This window comes from Olleya sp. AS48 (genome assembly GCF_038900355.1).
GTDB lineage: Bacteria > Bacteroidota > Bacteroidia > Flavobacteriales > Flavobacteriaceae > Olleya.
This window is the reverse complement of record NZ_JBBMRD010000015.1, coordinates 19,924-37,312: the sequence shown is the minus strand read 5'-3', so window position 1 is coordinate 37,312 and position 17,389 is coordinate 19,924. Positions and strand designations below refer to the sequence as shown.

Genomic DNA, 17,389 nt, shown 5'->3' with positions numbered 1-17,389 from the left:
TCCCACAACCCTTTTTTTAATCTTTTTTTAATTTTATTTTAATACAAACCTTTAATGCCTTATTGCTAACAGGTTATAGTCTAATATTTTTTTTAATTATTTTTTAATCTTAAGCTTATTGATAAACAAGTAATATTGACACTATTTAATTTGTTTACTGTTAAGCAGCGCGTTAGGGATAGAACGGTATGTTTGAGCTCTTTTTTTTTGATACGTACCTATATTAAGTAGTAAATTAATTAATCCATAAAATGTATTGTAATAAATAGTAAAAACTGTGCGCTAAAAAAAAGCGAGTAGTGATAGCCCGACCCTTTGGGTAACGCCAACATTATGCTATAGAAAGAAATTCCAGACTAAACCAAATCGAATTGTAAAATCACGATATGGTTGATTGGCTGCCGAATAATAATCTTTTGCAGTGAAGGCAGAATTAAAATGTTCGGCTTTTAAAAATATTCTAGTTTGTCTAATTTTTGCGTTGACAAAAAAGTCTAGCCTTGGGAATCCTCCGAACTTTTCTTGATTTTGAGTATAGAACTCGGCTAATAAAGGGTCATAACTATTCATATTATATGAACTGAAATAATTGAATATTATTCCGGTTTGCAAAAACATTGCTTTTTTGAATACTTGATTTGAATAGTATAGTGTATTGCGGGTTACTATCTGAGGGACGTTTAAGACATTGGAGTTATCTTGGACGTTTTGATATAACACTGTATTGTCTAAAGCGAAATTTTTATACCTGATTTCTTTTTGAAGTTTGAGTTTTAAATAGGTAATCGCATCGCTATTTTGGTATGGTTTAACATTGCCATCTTCATTTTTTGAGAAATATACATAATCATTTATTGTATTTAGATCTACCGTTAGATTCGCATATTTTTTGGAATCTATATTAAAAAGTAATTGCTGTGATTTAATATTATTAAATTGATTACTCCAGTTATAATTTTTATAATCACTTTGAAAAAGCAATGTGTTAAAATTTGGAGCTATGGATGAGTGATTGATATTAGCTAATATTTTAAGGTCACTATTTAATTGATAAGATGCTGTCCCTGAAATATAGTTTCCGTCAAAATCTCCTGTTACATTTAATCCTGCGTTACCATTTAAATTAAAACCTTTGTACTGCTTATTATATTTTGCTCCTATTGAGACTACATCTCCAATTAACCTATTAGTTATAGTTCCTGAATTAAGTGCTACAATTTTATCATACCCATAGTTATAGTTATTATGAGTTGCATTAAACTGAAGATTACCTAATGTACCATTTTTGTAGTTTAATTGTAATTGGTTTGTAAATTGCTCTAGCTCTGTCCTATCCTTTAAACTTGAGGTACGGAAGGCTTCTCCAAAATAATCGGTATTGGCTGCTGATTGATCGAATGTATAAATCTTATCCTCAAGTGTCATTACATGTGCTAATTGAAGACTGTTTGAACTTAAAGAATCCTTAGGTCTAATAAAATCGTAGCTATGATTTAAATAAAATCGTTTGCCTAAAAGTAGATTTTCTGCATTTTCAAAATTTACTTCTAACACTCCTCTGTCGTCAAAATCAGGGTCTCCAGATTCAAAAAACGCAAGGTTGTCATCTTTTAACCCTCCATTTTCTTGAGTTAATAAATCCTGAGAGGTAAAATGTGTATTTAAAATATAACGCCTATTTTTTGTTTTATAACTTGCTGTCATCCTAAGATTTCCTGAGCTAGTTAATGAGTTTTGATATATACCTAAAGACCTAACGCCTTTATATCCAATTGATAAATTAAACTGTTTTGACGTATTGGTAGTAAAAAACGCATCTAATTGCTGTCCTTGGGTTAAGGCAGTTTTAAAATAAAGTTCTGTTAGTGGTGTCGGCACATGATAATAATTGATGTCCTCTGCATCTAAGTAGTTAAAATGCTTTGCTTTTGCACCAAATCCCGGAATTAAATGGGTGTCGTTAAAATTATAAGTAAGACTATTATAAGTCTGACCAATATTAGCAAATGGCATTAAACCAAACTCGTCACGTCTTAAATAATTGTATTTATACTCTTTATTTATTGTTAAGGTCGTATCTAAATATGTAGTATCTCTTAAATGATTAATAATCAAATAATCTGTAATAACAGCCTCTTTTTTTTGTGTTGATTTAGCACCTACACTACCCTTTTTAACGCTGTCCTGAACGGTAACAACATTAGATTGGGCTGTAGATATCGCTTTATTTGAAGTCTTTTTTACTGGTCTTTGCGCATAAGCAAAAACAGTTATGATGAATAAAAGGAAAGAGAAAATTATTTTTTTCATTAAATGGTGACTATTTTAGACCTTTAATTAAAAGCTGAATCATTTATTTTTGCCAAAAATAGCAAATATCTTTATGGTTTTGTGGTTTCTGTTAAGAAAGGAACAAAATTGAAACAATATAACGTCAAACCTTCTTTTTTATTTAATGCTAAAATTAAAATATACCAATCACAAATTAGAATGCGGAACTGATGAAGCTGGTCGTGGTTGCTTAGCTGGACCTGTTACTGCTGCTGCTGTAATTTTAAAATCTAATTTTAAGAATGAAATTTTGAACGACTCTAAACAAATTAGCGAAAAAAAAAGAGATTTATTAAGACCAATTATTGAAAACGAAGCATTGTGCTTTGGCTTTTATCACATCCATGAAGCTGAAATTGATGATATTAACATATTAAACGCTTCCATTTTAGCGATGCATAAGTCAATTGAAGCCATGAAAAAAACACCCGAGTTTATTATTGTGGATGGAAATAAATTTAAACCTTATAAAGACATTCCGTTTGAAACTATAATTAAAGGAGATGGTAAATTTTTAAGTATTGCTGCAGCGTCTGTTTTAGCCAAAACTTATCGAGATGAATACATGAATAAAATCCATGAAGAGTTTCCGATGTACAATTGGAAACAAAATAAAGGCTACCCAACTAAACAACATCGTGAAGCCATTAGAAAATACGGTCCTACTAAATACCACAGAAAATCTTTTAAGCTGTTACCAGAACAATTGAAATTAGAATTGTAACTTATTATATTTGCACAAACTCTCTACTTTTATGAAACATATATGGTGTTGTTTACTATTTATTTTTTTGATAATATCTTGTCAAAAATCTACTAACAAAAATACAATTGAAGATTATATTTTTAGTCAAGCAGATTATGTATTAACCATTAACAATCTAGAAAACTTTAAAAGTAACATAACCAATAATCATTTTATAGATCAATTATCTAACACAAGGTCTTATAAAAACATTTGTGAGAAACTAGAATTATTAAACCAAATAAAAAGCAAACAAAAGGTTTACGTCAATCTGTTTAAAGATAAAAAGGATAGTTTACAATATAGTTTTGTTACTAAATTAAATGATACTGTTTTTAATCTTGATAGTTTAAAGATTAAACGAGAGCCTATAAAGTTAAAAGGGTTCTCTGCTGAAAAAATCACAAATAAAAATCAAATAATTTATGTTTCTACAGTTGGAAACCTACTTATAGGAGCTAATAATCTTGATCATTTGCAACACTTAATAAATAGTAAACCTGACAAAAATTCGATTAAAAAAATAATAGCTACTCAAGATAAAGAGGCATCGTTTTCAGTATACACAAACACCAAAATTGGCTTAAACAGCATGTTTGTTAACAAAAACGTGCTATCTAAAAACTTTACGGATTACTTGACGTTTGATACAGAAATAGGTCAAAACCAATTAATTTTAAACGGAATCACTAAAGCTTCTGACACGACAAACAAGTTGCTAAACGTGTTTAAAAACACTTTACCACAGGACAACCAGTTAGCACAAATAACACCATCCAATAGTGATGGCTTTTTAAGTATTACTTTTAATGATTATAAAAAATTTAGTCATAACTTAAACAAATTCAATAAAATTGACACTCTTAAATCTAAAACGACTCTTTTTGATAATATCGTAGAATTTGGTGAAATTTACAGTGACACAACTAGTGCTGTTGTATTAAACTCTATTGATATTATTAGTACTCAAGAAGCCTTACTTAGTGAAAAAGAAAAAGTTGAAGACTTTAGAGGTATTAGCATTTATAAATTTTCTAAACCTGGACTATTTAACGATTATTTAAAACCATTTGTTAATTTGGACAAGGCTGCTAACTACTTTATAATAAATCAGTTTTTAGTATTTGCATCTAATACAGAGGCACTGGAAAATATAATTGTTAATTACCAAAATCAGACTACAATAAATGATCGCGATTATTACAAAGATTTGAAGAAAAACTTAAGTAATCAAGCATCTATACTTCAGGTTATAAATCCTATTAATCTTAGTAAAATAGTAAAAACTAACTTGAATACTAATTTTGATTTTAAATTTGACAACTACAAAACAACTGCTTTACAATTTATTTACGACATAGACTTTGCACACTTTAATGCCATTATTAAGCAAAGTAAACCATCGGTTTCAGACAACTCGGTTATTGAAATGTTTAATATTAAATTAGATAATGACATACTTACTAACCCTCAGTTTGTTAAAAACCATCGTACAAAACAAAAAGATATAATTGTGCAGGACATAGCCAACACCTTATATTTAATATCTAATAGTGGTAAAATACTATGGAAAAAACAATTAAAAGGCCACATTTTAGGATCTGTTAATCAAATTGACATGTACAAAAATGGACGTTTACAATTAGTGTTTGCTACTGCTAATCGCGTTTATGTTTTAGATCATACAGGAGAGGATGTAAAACCGTTTCCGATGACCTTTAATGATGATATTACGCAACCTCTTTCTGTTTTTGACTATGACAATAACAAAAAATACCGCTTGTTTATAACACAAGACAAAAATGTACTAGTTTATGATAGTCAAGGTAAAACGGTCAAAGGTTTCAACTTTAAACAAGCAGAAGAAACTATAAACACACCACCTCAACATATTAGAATTGGCCGAAAAGATTACCTGCTATTTAAAACAGACAACCAATTATACATTTTAGACAGACGTGGTAAAACCAGAGTGACTCCTAAAACAAAACTTAGTTATGCAAATCAAGCTATCTTTAATTATAACTCGGATTTTATAACAACAACTAAAGACGGTAACTTAGCAACTATAGACCAAAAAGGAAAGGTTACAGTAAGTAATACAAACCTGTCAGAAAACATAACTTTAAGCGCGACTACAAAAACATTAATTACACAAAGTGACAATACTTTAAATATTAAAGATCAAACCTTACAATTAGATTTTGGTAGCTATACGCCTGCAAAACTTTTTTTAATTAACAATAAAATATACGTTTCCACTACAGATAAGCAAACTCAAAAAGTAATGTTATTTGATAGTAATGCAAAGCAGCAAGATAACTTTCCTGTTTACGGTACATCAGCTATAGATCTTGATAATATTGACAAGGATAATAATCTAGAGTTTGTGACAAAAGGTGAGAGCAACTCTGTGTTGGTTTATAAAATAAATTAAGTGACTGAATAAAAGGTTATTACAGCTAAAAAATTGATGATTTATTTAAATTATTCAATTAAAACGTTAACTTTATGATACTTAAAACATTAAGTAAACATAAATCAAACACTATTTTATGAAAGCTGTAATTATATCCCTATGTACTTTATTTCTGTTAGCTAATTCTTGTAATAACAATGATAAAGCTGAAATCGATTTGTCTGAACAAAACACTTTAACCGAAAGACAGCTTTATACCATACATATTCAAAACACAGATCAAAGAAGCACATACACTGCAACTAACGACTCTATTGCGATTGGAGGAGGAGATCCTCTTCCACCTTGTCCTGACAGTTCCTTCACAGACTGTTGTCCATCTGTTAAATACATAAGTTTTGACAAGGACACTAAAAACATAAAGATTATCTTATTGGACAACAAAGACAATCCAATTCAAACTTTTACAGCTGATGATTTAACGACATTAAAAGATAGCACTCTTGTATTTCCGGTAAATAAAATGAAATCATCAATATGTGACGGAACAAACAAATTACAAGTTACCACTAACAATAAAAAGCCTTATAATGTTATGTTTAAAAAGTAAGATGAATGAAATATATCTTATCTTTTATATGCTTAATTTCACTTCAAGTTAGTCTATCACAACAGTCCAGCCAAGCTTTAGAAAAAACAATAAAAAAACTAAGTAATAAAGCTATCAATATTGCAACTAGCAACCAAGACTCAGCGTATTATTACTTTAAACAAAGTATTAAAGTTGCAGCAATCAATAAGCATTGGAATTATGCAATGGATAATTATTTTGAAATTTACAACACAGCGTTTTACCATAATAATTTTACCAAACGACAATCTACTTTATTCACTATTGACTCCTTATATAATAGTCAACAAAATTACTTTAACACCTTAGAAAACAGTCTTAAATATAAAAACCATATTAATTTTTATTATGGTTTTTATTATTACCGCTTAAACAATTACGAAGCAGCTAAAAATCGTTTTCAAAAAATAATTGATAACACAGCAAACGCTGACAACTCCCAACTTTTAAAAAACAAAACGTTTCTTTCTGTAGCTTATAGTTATGTGGCTAAAATGAATACTGACGAAGGTAAATACACCTTATCTAAAGCACTGTATGATAAAAATATCAGGTTTTTAAAAACAATAGATAGTACAAATAATGATTTGATATACTCAAACTATAATTTGCTAGCCGAAGTTTTAAAAAAAGAAAACAAGCATAAACAATCTAACAGCTATTTTCTTAAATTTTTAAACTACTACGATAATAAAGGTGGCTCAAACAATATTATGTCTTCGTGTTTTAATATTGCCAAAAATTACATTCAATTAAAAAAAATTGATAGTGCTAAGTTTTATCTAAAAAAAGCTAAACAGTATTTAGACATAAACCATATGTACAATGTAAATTATTATAAACTATACTCCGAAATATATGATAATGAAAACAACTATGAAAAAGCATTAAATGAATTAGATAAAGCGCTAGATTTTTACAAAAAAAAAGCCACTAGATCGTATAAAAATAACCAATATATAGCAATTACAAATTCTGATATAGGCGAGTTGCATCAAAAGTACGATGATCCAAATAAGGCTATAAACCATTATAATATAGCTATAAATTTATTTGAAAATGATTCTATTAAATCAAGCATTAATCAAATAAACTTATTAAAAACATTAAAGCTAAAAGCTATTACATTAAACAATCTTAATAATCCTATTGAAACTATCAACACCGTAAATTATGCTATTAGTATTTTAGACAAACTAAGACCAACCTTTAGGTATAATGATGACAAACTTTTTTTTATTGAAAATGCTTTTCCATTATTTGAGTCAGGTATAGAGGCCTGTTTTACTTTAGATAGCAAAAGCAATAATAACACTTATATAGATCAAGCTTTTTTATATGCAGAAAAAAGTAAAAGCGTTTTACTTTTAGAAGCATTATTAAGTAGTAAAGCTACCAATTATGCAAATATCCCAAAAAACATAATTGAAGAAGGAGACGTTTTGAAATATAAAATTACCACTTTAGAAAAAAAACTAAACGTTAATAAAACTGAAACTTTGAAAGAGGAGTTAACCAACTTAAAACTAGAACATACTAATTATTTAAAACGTCTAGAGTCAAACTATAAAAATTACTTTAATTTAAAGTACAATTCAAAAGGGATTAGTTTAAAAAAAACACAACAACTATTATCTAAAAAAGATATGCTTATCTCCTATTTTTATGGTGAAAATGCGATCTATGCATTTGGAATAACTAAAAACACAAAACAACTTAAGAGAATAACATTGGATTATAATTTTAATGATTCAATAAAATTAACATATAAAATGCTTAGCAATCCTAAGTCCAATTTAGAGCTGTTAAGAAAAAATCTAGAAAGTTTACACGATAAGATAATAGCTCCTATTAATAAATTAAATCAAAATCTAATAATTATAGCAGATGGATTGTTAAACTACATACCTTTTGCTGCTTTAATTGATAAAAAATCCAATTATTTACTTGAAAAACATAATATAAGTTACATTAATTCTGCAACATTATTACAGCAATTACAAGCTAAAAAATCTAATAATGGAAAACTTTTAGCTTTCGCGCCAAGTTTTAACAACAGCAAATTACTAGCGTTACCTAATAACTTAAAAGAAGCAAAAGATTGTGCAGATTATTTTAAAGGTCAAGTATTAAGTCATGACAATGCTACCTTACAAAATTTTAATACTAAAAGTACTAATTATAGTATTTTACACTTGGCAACACATGCTGTTTTTAATGATGAAGCTCCTGAGTTTTCGTTTTTAGCATTTACCACTAAAAATAGGCAAAACGGTTATCTGTATACTAAAGACTTGTATAATTTAAAACTCAATGCCAATTTGGTTACCCTATCTGCTTGCGAGAGCGGAATAGGAAATTTAAAACGTGGAGAAGGATTATTAAGTTTAGCAAGAGGCTTTTACTTTAGTGGTGCACAAAGTATATCTAGCACACTTTGGAAAATTAACGATGCGTCTTCTGCTGCATTAATGTCAGATTTTTACAAAAACCTTTCAAAAGGACAACCTAAAGACTTAGCCTTACAGCAAGCTAAGCTAACTTTTGTAAAACAAAATAAAGACAATGCCTTATCACATCCATATTATTGGTCTGCATTTGTAATTTCTGGAAATACTGAGCCTTTAACCTCAACGCATTATTGGTTATGGATTATAGCAGGAATACTGCTAATAGTAATATTAGGTATACTATTAAAAAAGAAAAATAGTTAGTTTAAACTTTCAAGTAACGTTTTAGCTTCCTCCTTTTTGTAATTATAATTTGCAATTAAAGTTTCAAAATATTTAGTGGCTTCGGTTTTATTATGCTGTTTCAAATTAATTAAGGCCAAATACCAATTAGCTTCTGCTTTAAATTCAGCTTCATCTGCTGCTGTTTCTATTTTAAACAAATCTTTTGCTTTATCTAATTCGCCTAAACCTAAATACGAATTTGCTTTATAAAAATTAAAGTAGGATTGTTTATTTTCTATTTTATTAAATTTTTGAATTGCTAAATTATAGTCTTCGGTTTCATAAGCTACAAAAGCTTCACGTTCAAGACTACTTGTATCTTCCCCTCTTGTAATAGTATAAACTGTGTTTGGATAGTTTTTATAATTGCTAGCATATAAATCCTCATAATTTACACCAAAAAAAGCATCGTAACCAAACCAACCAGCTGCTAAAAAAAAGACAATGGATGCAGCAATGCGCCAATTAAACCATGATTTGGCATTGTTTTGCTCAGTCTTTATCTTTTTTTCAAAACCCTGTAGTTTTAATTTTAAAATCTCGCTTTGTTCTGCCTTAATGACTTGCTTGATATTATTTTCAAATTCAAATTGCGCTTTAAATTCAGAGTCCGTTTTTAATAAATTATTAAACGCCTGTTCTTGCTCTGGAGTCAAAGTATTAGAAAAATATAGATATAAAAGTTGTTCTTTATCCATGTTATTTTGGATTGCTATTAATACGTTGTTTTAAGGTTTTTAGGCATCTAGACTTAGCGCTTTTAATAACGTTTTCGCTATTATAATTACTATGTTTTAAAATGTCTTTAATGGTAAATCCTCTGTAATAAAATAAGGTAAGTAACTCTTGACATTGCTTACCTAAGTCTTTAAAGTGCTGTTTTAGTAGCTTTTGCTCTTGGGTTAACGCTTCATTTTCAACCTCCAAAGTAGTTACTAAATCATCAGAATCCTTAACTAAGGATAAATCAAAATTAGCGCTTACTTTTTTGTTGTTTTTTTTCATCTTATCAAAGATTAAGTATTTACCAATACTAAATAAATAAGTAGAAATACTGCTTGTAAAGCTTTCAATTTTACCACTCATTACATTGTTATAAAACACGATATAAGCATCTTGGTAAATATCTATAATGTCATCGGTATCCAAATTATAACGTCTAGCAAAATTTATAAACTTATCTCTGTTGTCTTCATACACTTGCTGAAGCGCTTGGTCTGAGCCCAGTTTTAAACTTTGAAGCGATATTTCTTCTTGGTTATTTGCCATTTAATACTTGGTTTGAAGGAAAGGTTAACACGTAAAAGTAAAATTAACTTTTTTTTAAAATAAAAAGCATCTTCTGTTAACCTTTTTAAAATCAAAACATTAATAAGCGTAATTATAAAACTTTAAAAAAATGAAAACGCTGCTATTCACAATCATGATACTATTAACTTTTACTATTAGTGGACATGGACAAAACAAAACTACTACTAAAGATTCCACTACTACTAACTCTAACAATTTTTTAGATAAAGGGACTCAAACTTTAACCAGCCTTTTTGGCGAAAACCTTGATGGTAAAGCTAACGGAAAAGCAATAGGATATTTAGAGTTATTAGAAAAATCGGACTTACCTGAAAAACAAAAAACAGAGCTAAAAAATCAATATTACTTGATATCTAAAGATTTGACACAAAAACAAAAAGACTCATTAGGACAAGCTATTGGAAAACAAATAAAGGAAGCTAAAAAAGACGAATAATTAATCCATTAAAAATAAAACAATGAAACTTTTAAAACCCTTACTAATAATATTAATGTGCTGCTTTGCAACGTCAAGTAATGCACAGATCTGGAAAAAACTAGCTAAAAAAGCAGAAAAAGCTGCTGAAAAAACTTTAGAAAAGAAAGTTGAACAAAAAACCGAACGCGAAACAGAAAAAGCTTTTGATTCTACATTTAATAATAGTAGTGATCCTAAAACCGCTACTAGTAATAATAAATCACCTTTTGGCACTAGTACATCTGCTGAAACTCCTGCAAACACCTACACATTTTCTCATAAATACGTCATGCAAATAGAAGATGGCAAACGCACAACAAACTTAGCGTACTATTTAACTAATGCTGGAAATTATTTTGGAACTAGTATTCCTGATAAAACAGGTAAGAATGATGTGATAAGCGTTATGGATATAGACAAAAAATCCATGTATATGTTTATGGACAATAAAGGAGACAAAACACTAATGGCTATGGGTTTAAACTTTGAGGACTCCACTAACGACGCTATTAATCAATCCAAAATAAGCATAATAGCTACCGGAAACACTAAAACAATATTGGGCTATACATGTGAAGCTTTTAAAGTTAAAGGACCAGACATTGAAGGTACTGTTTGGATTACACAAAACGCAGGTATATCATTTGTAAAATCCATGTACAACCTTAAAAGCAAAAAAGGGAACAATCAATCTTGGATGAAAATGATAGATGGACTAACGCTAGAAATGGATATGGTTGACACCTCTAAACGCAAACCTAAAGCCATAAAAATGACATGTATTGCTTTGGATAAAACCACTATAACCATAAAGTCAACTGACTATAAAAAACTAATGTAAACTATTAATTATAAACCAATAATAAAATGAACATTTTTAAAACACTAAGTATTTTACCATTAATTATTTTAAGCTTAAACTGCCAAGCTCAAGACGTTTTTCAAGCCAAAACCAAAGGGACATTTTTAACTAACGGAAGCATTTTAGTATACAATACAACCCGAAAAATTAATGATAGTAAAGCCACTGCTTTTACAACTAATATTACACCAAAAGCAGGTTATTTTATAGCAGATAATCTTGCTATTGGACTAGAGCTTTCCATAACTACCAATAAAGAAAAACAAGAAGATGAGTTTTTTGGAGATATAGAAACCACAACCAATGGATTTGCAGTATTACCTTTTGCTAGATATTATTTAGACAATGGTCTTTTTGCCGAAGCTGTTGTTGGTTTTGGCTCTCAAAAAACATCTACTGAAAGTGATTTTAGCGAACTAGGAACGTTAGAAACCAAAGCATCATCCTTTGGATTTAGAGTTGGTGTTGGCTATTCTTTTTTCTTAGGAGATCATGTCGCTATTGAACCTTCAATAAATTATTCTTGGGAAGACATAAATCCAGAAGATGCACCTTCAGAGTACAAAGAGACTTTATCATCCATATTTTTGGGTATTGGATTGTCTGCATATTTTTAATTGATAATATCCCTAAAACTGATTGATTGAGTTTTCATTATTTAATTTAGTTTAAAAGCCGAAGCAAATGTTTCGGCTTTTTTTATTCTATGTGTTAACCTTTACTTACTAATACCATTAATAAGTGTTATTAATCTTAAAACATATTTAATTATGGCAACAAAACAATTTACAGTTAACACTTACAAAATGGCTTTGGGTTATCAAAATTCTGCAACATGGAATGGTAAAAAAATTAAAATCCAAGGTTACATTACCTGTTATGACAAAGACCACAGATTTATTATGTACTTTTTACATGACTCAAGTCCTGTCCCTGATCCAACTTATATTCCTGCTAACAAAGTTGGAGCCATATTTTTACCATTTAAAGACATGCCAATGTATGTTGATATGGTTAGAAATGAAAAACCAGTGTATGCTTACTTAAATTCTACTCACCCAGAATGGAATAGCATTAAAACCTCAAACGAGCCTGTTGGTGAAGAAGAAAGCTAGAATTAGTCAATTTAGTTTAAAAGCCGAAAAATATTTTTTTCGGCTTTTTTTTATCTCTTATGTTAACCTTTACATTTTTGATCTATTAATAGGAAAACAAAAACTATTAATCATTTAAACAAAAACACAATGAAACATTTATTATTAAAATCAAAATTTGTCCTATTAGCAATTATAGTTGCTTTTAACTTTTCATGCTCAACAGAAGATGGTGCAGATGGTCCTGCTGGTGCAGACGGTATTGATGGAATTAACGGAGCAGATGGTATGGACGGAAACGCTAATGTGCAAACAATTACTATTGATGCTTCCTCTTTTTCAGGTAACTACACCTCTATATCAGTACCAGAAATAACACAAGAAGTCCTAGACAATGATGTTGTACTTACCTATTTAACAGATAGTCCTAATTATTGGGTTACAATACCATGTCCTTATGATAGTGTTGCATTTAACTTTTCTGTACACGTAATACACTATTTAGAAGGCATCGATCTAGATTATAATGATGCTTCAGGATCATTTTACAATATTTCTGCAGGAGACCTAACATTTTTAAAAGTTATAATTATAAAATCTTCATCTGGCGCTAGAATTGGAAACAACAATAAACAGCAAACTTATAATCAACTAAGTCAAGCAGGAGTTGACATTACCAACTATTACGAAGTCTGTGATTATTATGGTATCAAATACTAATATTAATATCAAATCACAAAATAAACCGAAGCAAAGTCTTCGGTTTTTTTGTGTTGTATTTAGGCTATATTTAGTAACATTGTATTTTAAAACAAACACCATTTTTAATAATGATTAATCGTAACAAAGCCTCTATTTTAAAGTGTATTATTCACAAAGTAGGAAACAAACATAACGATACAAAAAATGCCTTTTCTGAAAAAGAACTTATTTTTGATGAAGCCAGTTATGAGTTAATGGTTCCTTTTTTACTAAGACCATTTACAAGCTTAGTCCAAAGTCACAGATTTAATCATCATGCCAATATCGAGCTAAATGAAATTAATGCTTACACTAAAGAAATTTTTGCAGATGACGAAACTTTTGTGGACGTCTCCAAAAATGTAGTTAAACATTTATATGAGCAATCAACCTCTGCACAAATTAAAACTGGAGACGTAATTGTTGCCTATTTTGATGGTATTGAGCATAATGAAATGGTTGTGGATGCTATTGGAATTTTTAAAATAGAAAACAAAACCAACTTTTTTCAGACCTATTTAGAAGATAACAGTTACGACGTTTTAGTCCAAAAAGGGATCAATGCTAAAAAAGTAGATAAGGGTTGTTTAATTTTAAATACAGGAGATGCCGAAGGTAAAGTTGTGTTAACCGTAGACAACAATAATTATGATGCTGCGTATTGGATAGATAAGTTTTTAAACATAAAATATGCAGATGACTACAATAGTCATACACAAAACTATCTTGAGCTTTGTAAAGAATTTTCGACAGAAATAATTAAAACAACCTATGGAGCCCAAGAGCATAACACCTTTTTAGCTAAAACTATTGACTTTTTTAAAGAAAATGAAATAGTAAATGTCGAGCGTTTTAAAGACGAAGTATTTGTGGAAGACAAACACATGGATTTATTTGAAAGCTATAAAAAAGATTTTGAATCAGAACAGAATGTGTTAATCAGAAATCAATTTGATGTCTCAGAAAAAGTTTTAAATAAAGAAAAGAAAAAAATTAAAACCGAAATTAAATTGGATACAAACATCCAAATTAAATTAGACATAGACGCTCCTGATGCAAGTGCAGAATACCTTGAACGTGGTTATGACGAAGAGAAAAAAATGCATTATTACAAAGTATTTTTTAACGTCGAAGCCTAAAACCAAACGCTATAAACATGTCTATTAAAACCTTGTCTATTATAATTCCTGCTTATAATGAAGAAAGCACTATCACACCAATACTGGACAAGATTAATAGTGTAACATTACTATTTGGTATAAAAAAGCAAATTGTAATTATTGACGATTGCTCTACAGATCAAACAAAAAAAACCATTGAAACTTTTATTGCTAATAATCCTAATTTAGATATTAAGTTTTTTAAGCAAGAAGTAAATCTAGGTAAAGGTGCAGCACTCCATGAAGGCATTAAACAAGCAACTGGAGATTATGTTATAATCCAAGACGCAGATTTAGAATATGACCCAAACGAGTATAACGTCCTATTAAAACCAATCACAGACGGATTTGCGGACGTCGTGTATGGTTCAAGATTTATGGGTAGTAATCCACATCGTGTATTGTTTTTTTGGCATACTATAGGAAATAAGTTTTTAACTTTTTTCTCTAATGCAGTAACCAATTTAAACCTTACAGACATGGAGACTTGCTATAAAATGTTTAAAAGCGAAATCATTAAATCTGTTAACCTCAAAGAAAAACGCTTTGGTTTTGAACCCGAAGTAACTGCTAAAATTTCTAGGATACCTTACATACGTATTTACGAAGTCGGTATTTCATATTATGGAAGAACCTATCTGGAAGGTAAAAAAATATCATGGAAAGACGGTTTTAGAGCCTTATATTGTATTACTAAATATGGGCTATTAAAAGGTAAATAGTGATGACAAAAAAATTAATCATTTTAATTTCTATTGCCTTCACCTTACTATTCGCTTATTTTAGTTGGCCTTATAAATTAGGTATCACGCCAGACTCTGTGTCCTATATTCAAATAGTAAAAAGTATTTTACTAGGTAATGGCATCGTAGACGAAAACGGAATACTAATTACGCATTGGCCTCCACTTTACCCATTATTAGTAGCATTAACGACCAAGCTATTTAATTGCAGTATACTTACAGGCGCCTTTATATTAAATGTAGGACTCCTTTCTGCAATTTCATTAATTTTTTACAACCTTTTAACAACACTAAAAATTGACAAAAAAGTCATTCCTTTTATTGTTATTTTACTTTTAACCTCCTACTCATCACTAGTCTTTATTTACTTTTTAAGCGAAGGGTTATTTATGGTTTTACTACTGTTGGTAACATTGCTTTTTATTAAATGGGTTAAAACTAGCAGTTACAAATATCTTATTTGGGCTGGAGTAATATCTAGCGTGTTATTATTAACTAGATATGCAGGCTTAGGATATATAGGTGGTTTTGGGTCTTATATTTTAATACTCCATAAATCTAAAATTAAACCAAGATTAAAGGCGGTTTTAATTTATACAATCTCCTCTTTAAGTCTATTTATTCTCTGGCTTATTTACTGTTACTATTTTAACAATTCTAACACCATAAGAAATATCGATTTTTTTGGTTTCAGATTTAGAAGATTATTATCGTTAACCAAAACAATAATTTACTGGTTTTTATATAATGGCTATATAGCAACAATCATTTTAAGCGTCATAGTTATTAGTTTTTTTAAATTTAAAACCATACAAAAAATAATAATAGTACAAGTTAAATCCTGTACACCTATCATTTTATTATTGGTAACTTTAATGTGTTCTTATACAGTATTTATAGTAATTTCTATTTCTTTTTTTGATGAAAACGTGCCTGTTAACACCAGAATATTCTTTCCCTTTTATTTTATCATACTAACACTAGTCGTTTTAATTTTAAACCCAATTCTAAAACCGAAACAATATCAGCCAATAACCATAGTCCTTTTTATAATACTATTACTATCCAATATTTTAAACACCTACAAATTAAGAGTCAATCATTATCAAAACGGTACGCAGTATAGTGCAGAAGTATGGAAAAACTCCCAATCTATTAACTACATAAAGTCCCAAGACACATTAAATCTTTATACCAATGCACACGATATCATGCGTTTTTATAAAAATGTAAATAACCATAAACTTCCATTTGTAAATACAAAAACTTACGATAGTACTTTACAAAAAATGACCCAAGATATCAAACAAGGTAAAGCTCAAATCTTGTTTTTTAATAATATAAATCGACGCTATTTTATATCTAAACCGGATGTATTAACCCATTTTAAAGATTTTAAAATTCACTATTTTAAAGATGGTATACTAATCAAAAACTGATAGACCATTTTTAAATGTAAATACTTTTAACTAAATTGATTGCTAATTAAGCTAATAATCAATAACTAACCGTTTTACATGAAATCCCTTTTATACTTAGCCTTTATTTTAAGTTCATTTATTGCTAACGCACAATATCACACTGCCAAAATACTAATGACAAATGGAACCGTTAAAGATGGCTTAGCTAGACTACCTTCTAATAAAATGTTGGATGGTAAAGTAGAATATAAATCTAGTGCAAAAGCAAAAGTTTTAAAAATTGACGAAGACACTATTTCTCAAATTTTATATACAGCTAAAAACGGAAATAAATTTTTGTTTGTCAGAAACACTGTTGTCCATTTATTTAAATCCTTTGGAAAAGAAATAGTATCCGAAAAAAAGAATAAACATTGGATGTTATTAATATATGCCAATGATGCTATTAAAGGATACTCGCTTGCACAACGCTATAAGTTGGATAAAAAAGGAATCATGAAATCCATAACTGGAGCACACTCTATTTGGGAATTTGTTTACTTTTTATACCAACGTCCAACAGAGGACAAAGCCTATATAGTAAGTGGTAAAGGGTTTACTAATGGTCAAGTAAAAAAAGCAATGGGTGTTTATTTTAAAGATTATCCTGCACTTGTAAAACGCATAAAAAACAAAGAGTGGAAACACTTTAGTTTAACAGAGATTGCAGAGGCTTACCTAGACTATGTTAAGGACTAAA

General features: G+C 29.2%; 16 protein-coding genes. 13 read left to right on the top strand and 3 right to left on the bottom strand.

Translation table 11 applies throughout. From position 1 onward, the window contains the following. Positions 1 to 336 precede the first annotated feature (336 nt). Positions 337 to 2,310 carry a putative porin gene (locus WNY60_RS14985; protein WP_342862871.1) on the bottom strand — a complete coding sequence of 658 codons (1,974 nt, stop codon included), beginning with the start codon at positions 2,308 to 2,310 and terminating at the stop codon, positions 337 to 339. A 145-nt stretch (positions 2,311 to 2,455) separates the two neighbouring features. Between WNY60_RS14985 and WNY60_RS14980 the strand changes: the two genes are divergently transcribed. From WNY60_RS14980 to WNY60_RS14965, 4 genes are all read left to right on the top strand, one after another. Continuing rightward, positions 2,456 to 3,055, top strand: a complete 600-nt coding sequence (locus WNY60_RS14980) for a ribonuclease HII (RefSeq protein ID WP_145006575.1) — start codon at positions 2,456 to 2,458, stop codon at positions 3,053 to 3,055. Positions 3,056 to 3,086: 31 nt separating this feature from the next. After that, positions 3,087 to 5,513 (top strand): ribonuclease HII, encoded by a 2,427-nt coding sequence (locus WNY60_RS14975; RefSeq protein ID WP_342862870.1) that lies wholly within the window; start codon positions 3,087 to 3,089, stop codon positions 5,511 to 5,513. A gap of 118 nt (positions 5,514 to 5,631) precedes the next feature. Beyond that, positions 5,632 to 6,105, top strand: a complete 474-nt coding sequence (locus WNY60_RS14970; protein ID WP_342862869.1) for a hypothetical protein — start codon at positions 5,632 to 5,634, stop codon at positions 6,103 to 6,105. Between the two features lie 5 nt (positions 6,106 to 6,110). Beyond that, positions 6,111 to 8,840, top strand: a complete 2,730-nt coding sequence (locus WNY60_RS14965; RefSeq protein ID WP_342862868.1) for a CHAT domain-containing protein — start codon at positions 6,111 to 6,113, stop codon at positions 8,838 to 8,840. Here the strand turns inward: WNY60_RS14965 and WNY60_RS14960 are convergent. Together WNY60_RS14960 and WNY60_RS14955 are read right to left on the bottom strand one after the other, a co-directional pair. Next, positions 8,837 to 9,559: a hypothetical protein gene (locus WNY60_RS14960; protein WP_342862867.1), complete on the bottom strand. Its 723-nt coding sequence runs from the start codon at positions 9,557 to 9,559 to the stop codon at positions 8,837 to 8,839. The two genes, WNY60_RS14965 and WNY60_RS14960, sit on opposite strands and share 4 nt — an antisense overlap. Position 9,560: 1 nt before the next feature. After that, the gene (locus tag WNY60_RS14955; RefSeq protein WP_145006559.1) at positions 9,561 to 10,130 is read right to left on the bottom strand and encodes a sigma-70 family RNA polymerase sigma factor; all 570 of its coding nucleotides are present in this window, start codon (positions 10,128 to 10,130) and stop codon (positions 9,561 to 9,563) included. 130 nt (positions 10,131 to 10,260) lie between these two features. On the opposite strand from WNY60_RS14955, the gene WNY60_RS14950 reads away from it, so the two are divergent. The 9 genes from WNY60_RS14950 to WNY60_RS14910 all read left to right on the top strand — a co-directional run bounded on the left by WNY60_RS14950 (position 10,261) and on the right by WNY60_RS14910 (position 17,388). After that, positions 10,261 to 10,608: a hypothetical protein gene (locus tag WNY60_RS14950; RefSeq protein ID WP_191099141.1), complete on the top strand. Its 348-nt coding sequence runs from the start codon at positions 10,261 to 10,263 to the stop codon at positions 10,606 to 10,608. 22 nt (positions 10,609 to 10,630) lie between these two features. Further along, a complete protein-coding gene (locus WNY60_RS14945) occupies positions 10,631 to 11,470 on the top strand; it encodes a DUF4412 domain-containing protein (protein ID WP_342862866.1) in 840 nt (279 codons plus the stop codon). 26 nt (positions 11,471 to 11,496) lie between these two features. Then, a complete protein-coding gene (locus WNY60_RS14940; RefSeq protein ID WP_342862865.1) occupies positions 11,497 to 12,108 on the top strand; it encodes an autotransporter outer membrane beta-barrel domain-containing protein in 612 nt (203 codons plus the stop codon). Between the two features lie 153 nt (positions 12,109 to 12,261). Then, positions 12,262 to 12,606 (top strand): hypothetical protein, encoded by a 345-nt coding sequence (locus WNY60_RS14935; RefSeq protein WP_145006546.1) that lies wholly within the window; start codon positions 12,262 to 12,264, stop codon positions 12,604 to 12,606. 129 nt (positions 12,607 to 12,735) lie between these two features. Further along, on the top strand, positions 12,736 to 13,305 hold the full coding sequence (locus WNY60_RS14930; protein ID WP_342862864.1) for a hypothetical protein: 570 nt from the start codon (positions 12,736 to 12,738) through the stop codon (positions 13,303 to 13,305). Positions 13,306 to 13,415: 110 nt separating this feature from the next. Further along, on the top strand, positions 13,416 to 14,465 hold the full coding sequence (locus WNY60_RS14925) for a nucleoid-associated protein (protein ID WP_145006540.1): 1,050 nt from the start codon (positions 13,416 to 13,418) through the stop codon (positions 14,463 to 14,465). A gap of 17 nt (positions 14,466 to 14,482) precedes the next feature. After that, complete coding sequence (locus tag WNY60_RS14920) at positions 14,483 to 15,208, top strand: glycosyltransferase family 2 protein (protein WP_342862863.1); 726 nt, start codon at positions 14,483 to 14,485, stop codon at positions 15,206 to 15,208. Between the two features lie 2 nt (positions 15,209 to 15,210). Further along, a complete protein-coding gene (locus WNY60_RS14915; RefSeq protein WP_342862862.1) occupies positions 15,211 to 16,668 on the top strand; it encodes a hypothetical protein in 1,458 nt (485 codons plus the stop codon). 78 nt (positions 16,669 to 16,746) lie between these two features. Then, positions 16,747 to 17,388 (top strand): hypothetical protein, encoded by a 642-nt coding sequence (locus tag WNY60_RS14910; RefSeq protein WP_342862861.1) that lies wholly within the window; start codon positions 16,747 to 16,749, stop codon positions 17,386 to 17,388. Position 17,389: the final 1 nt, after the last annotated feature.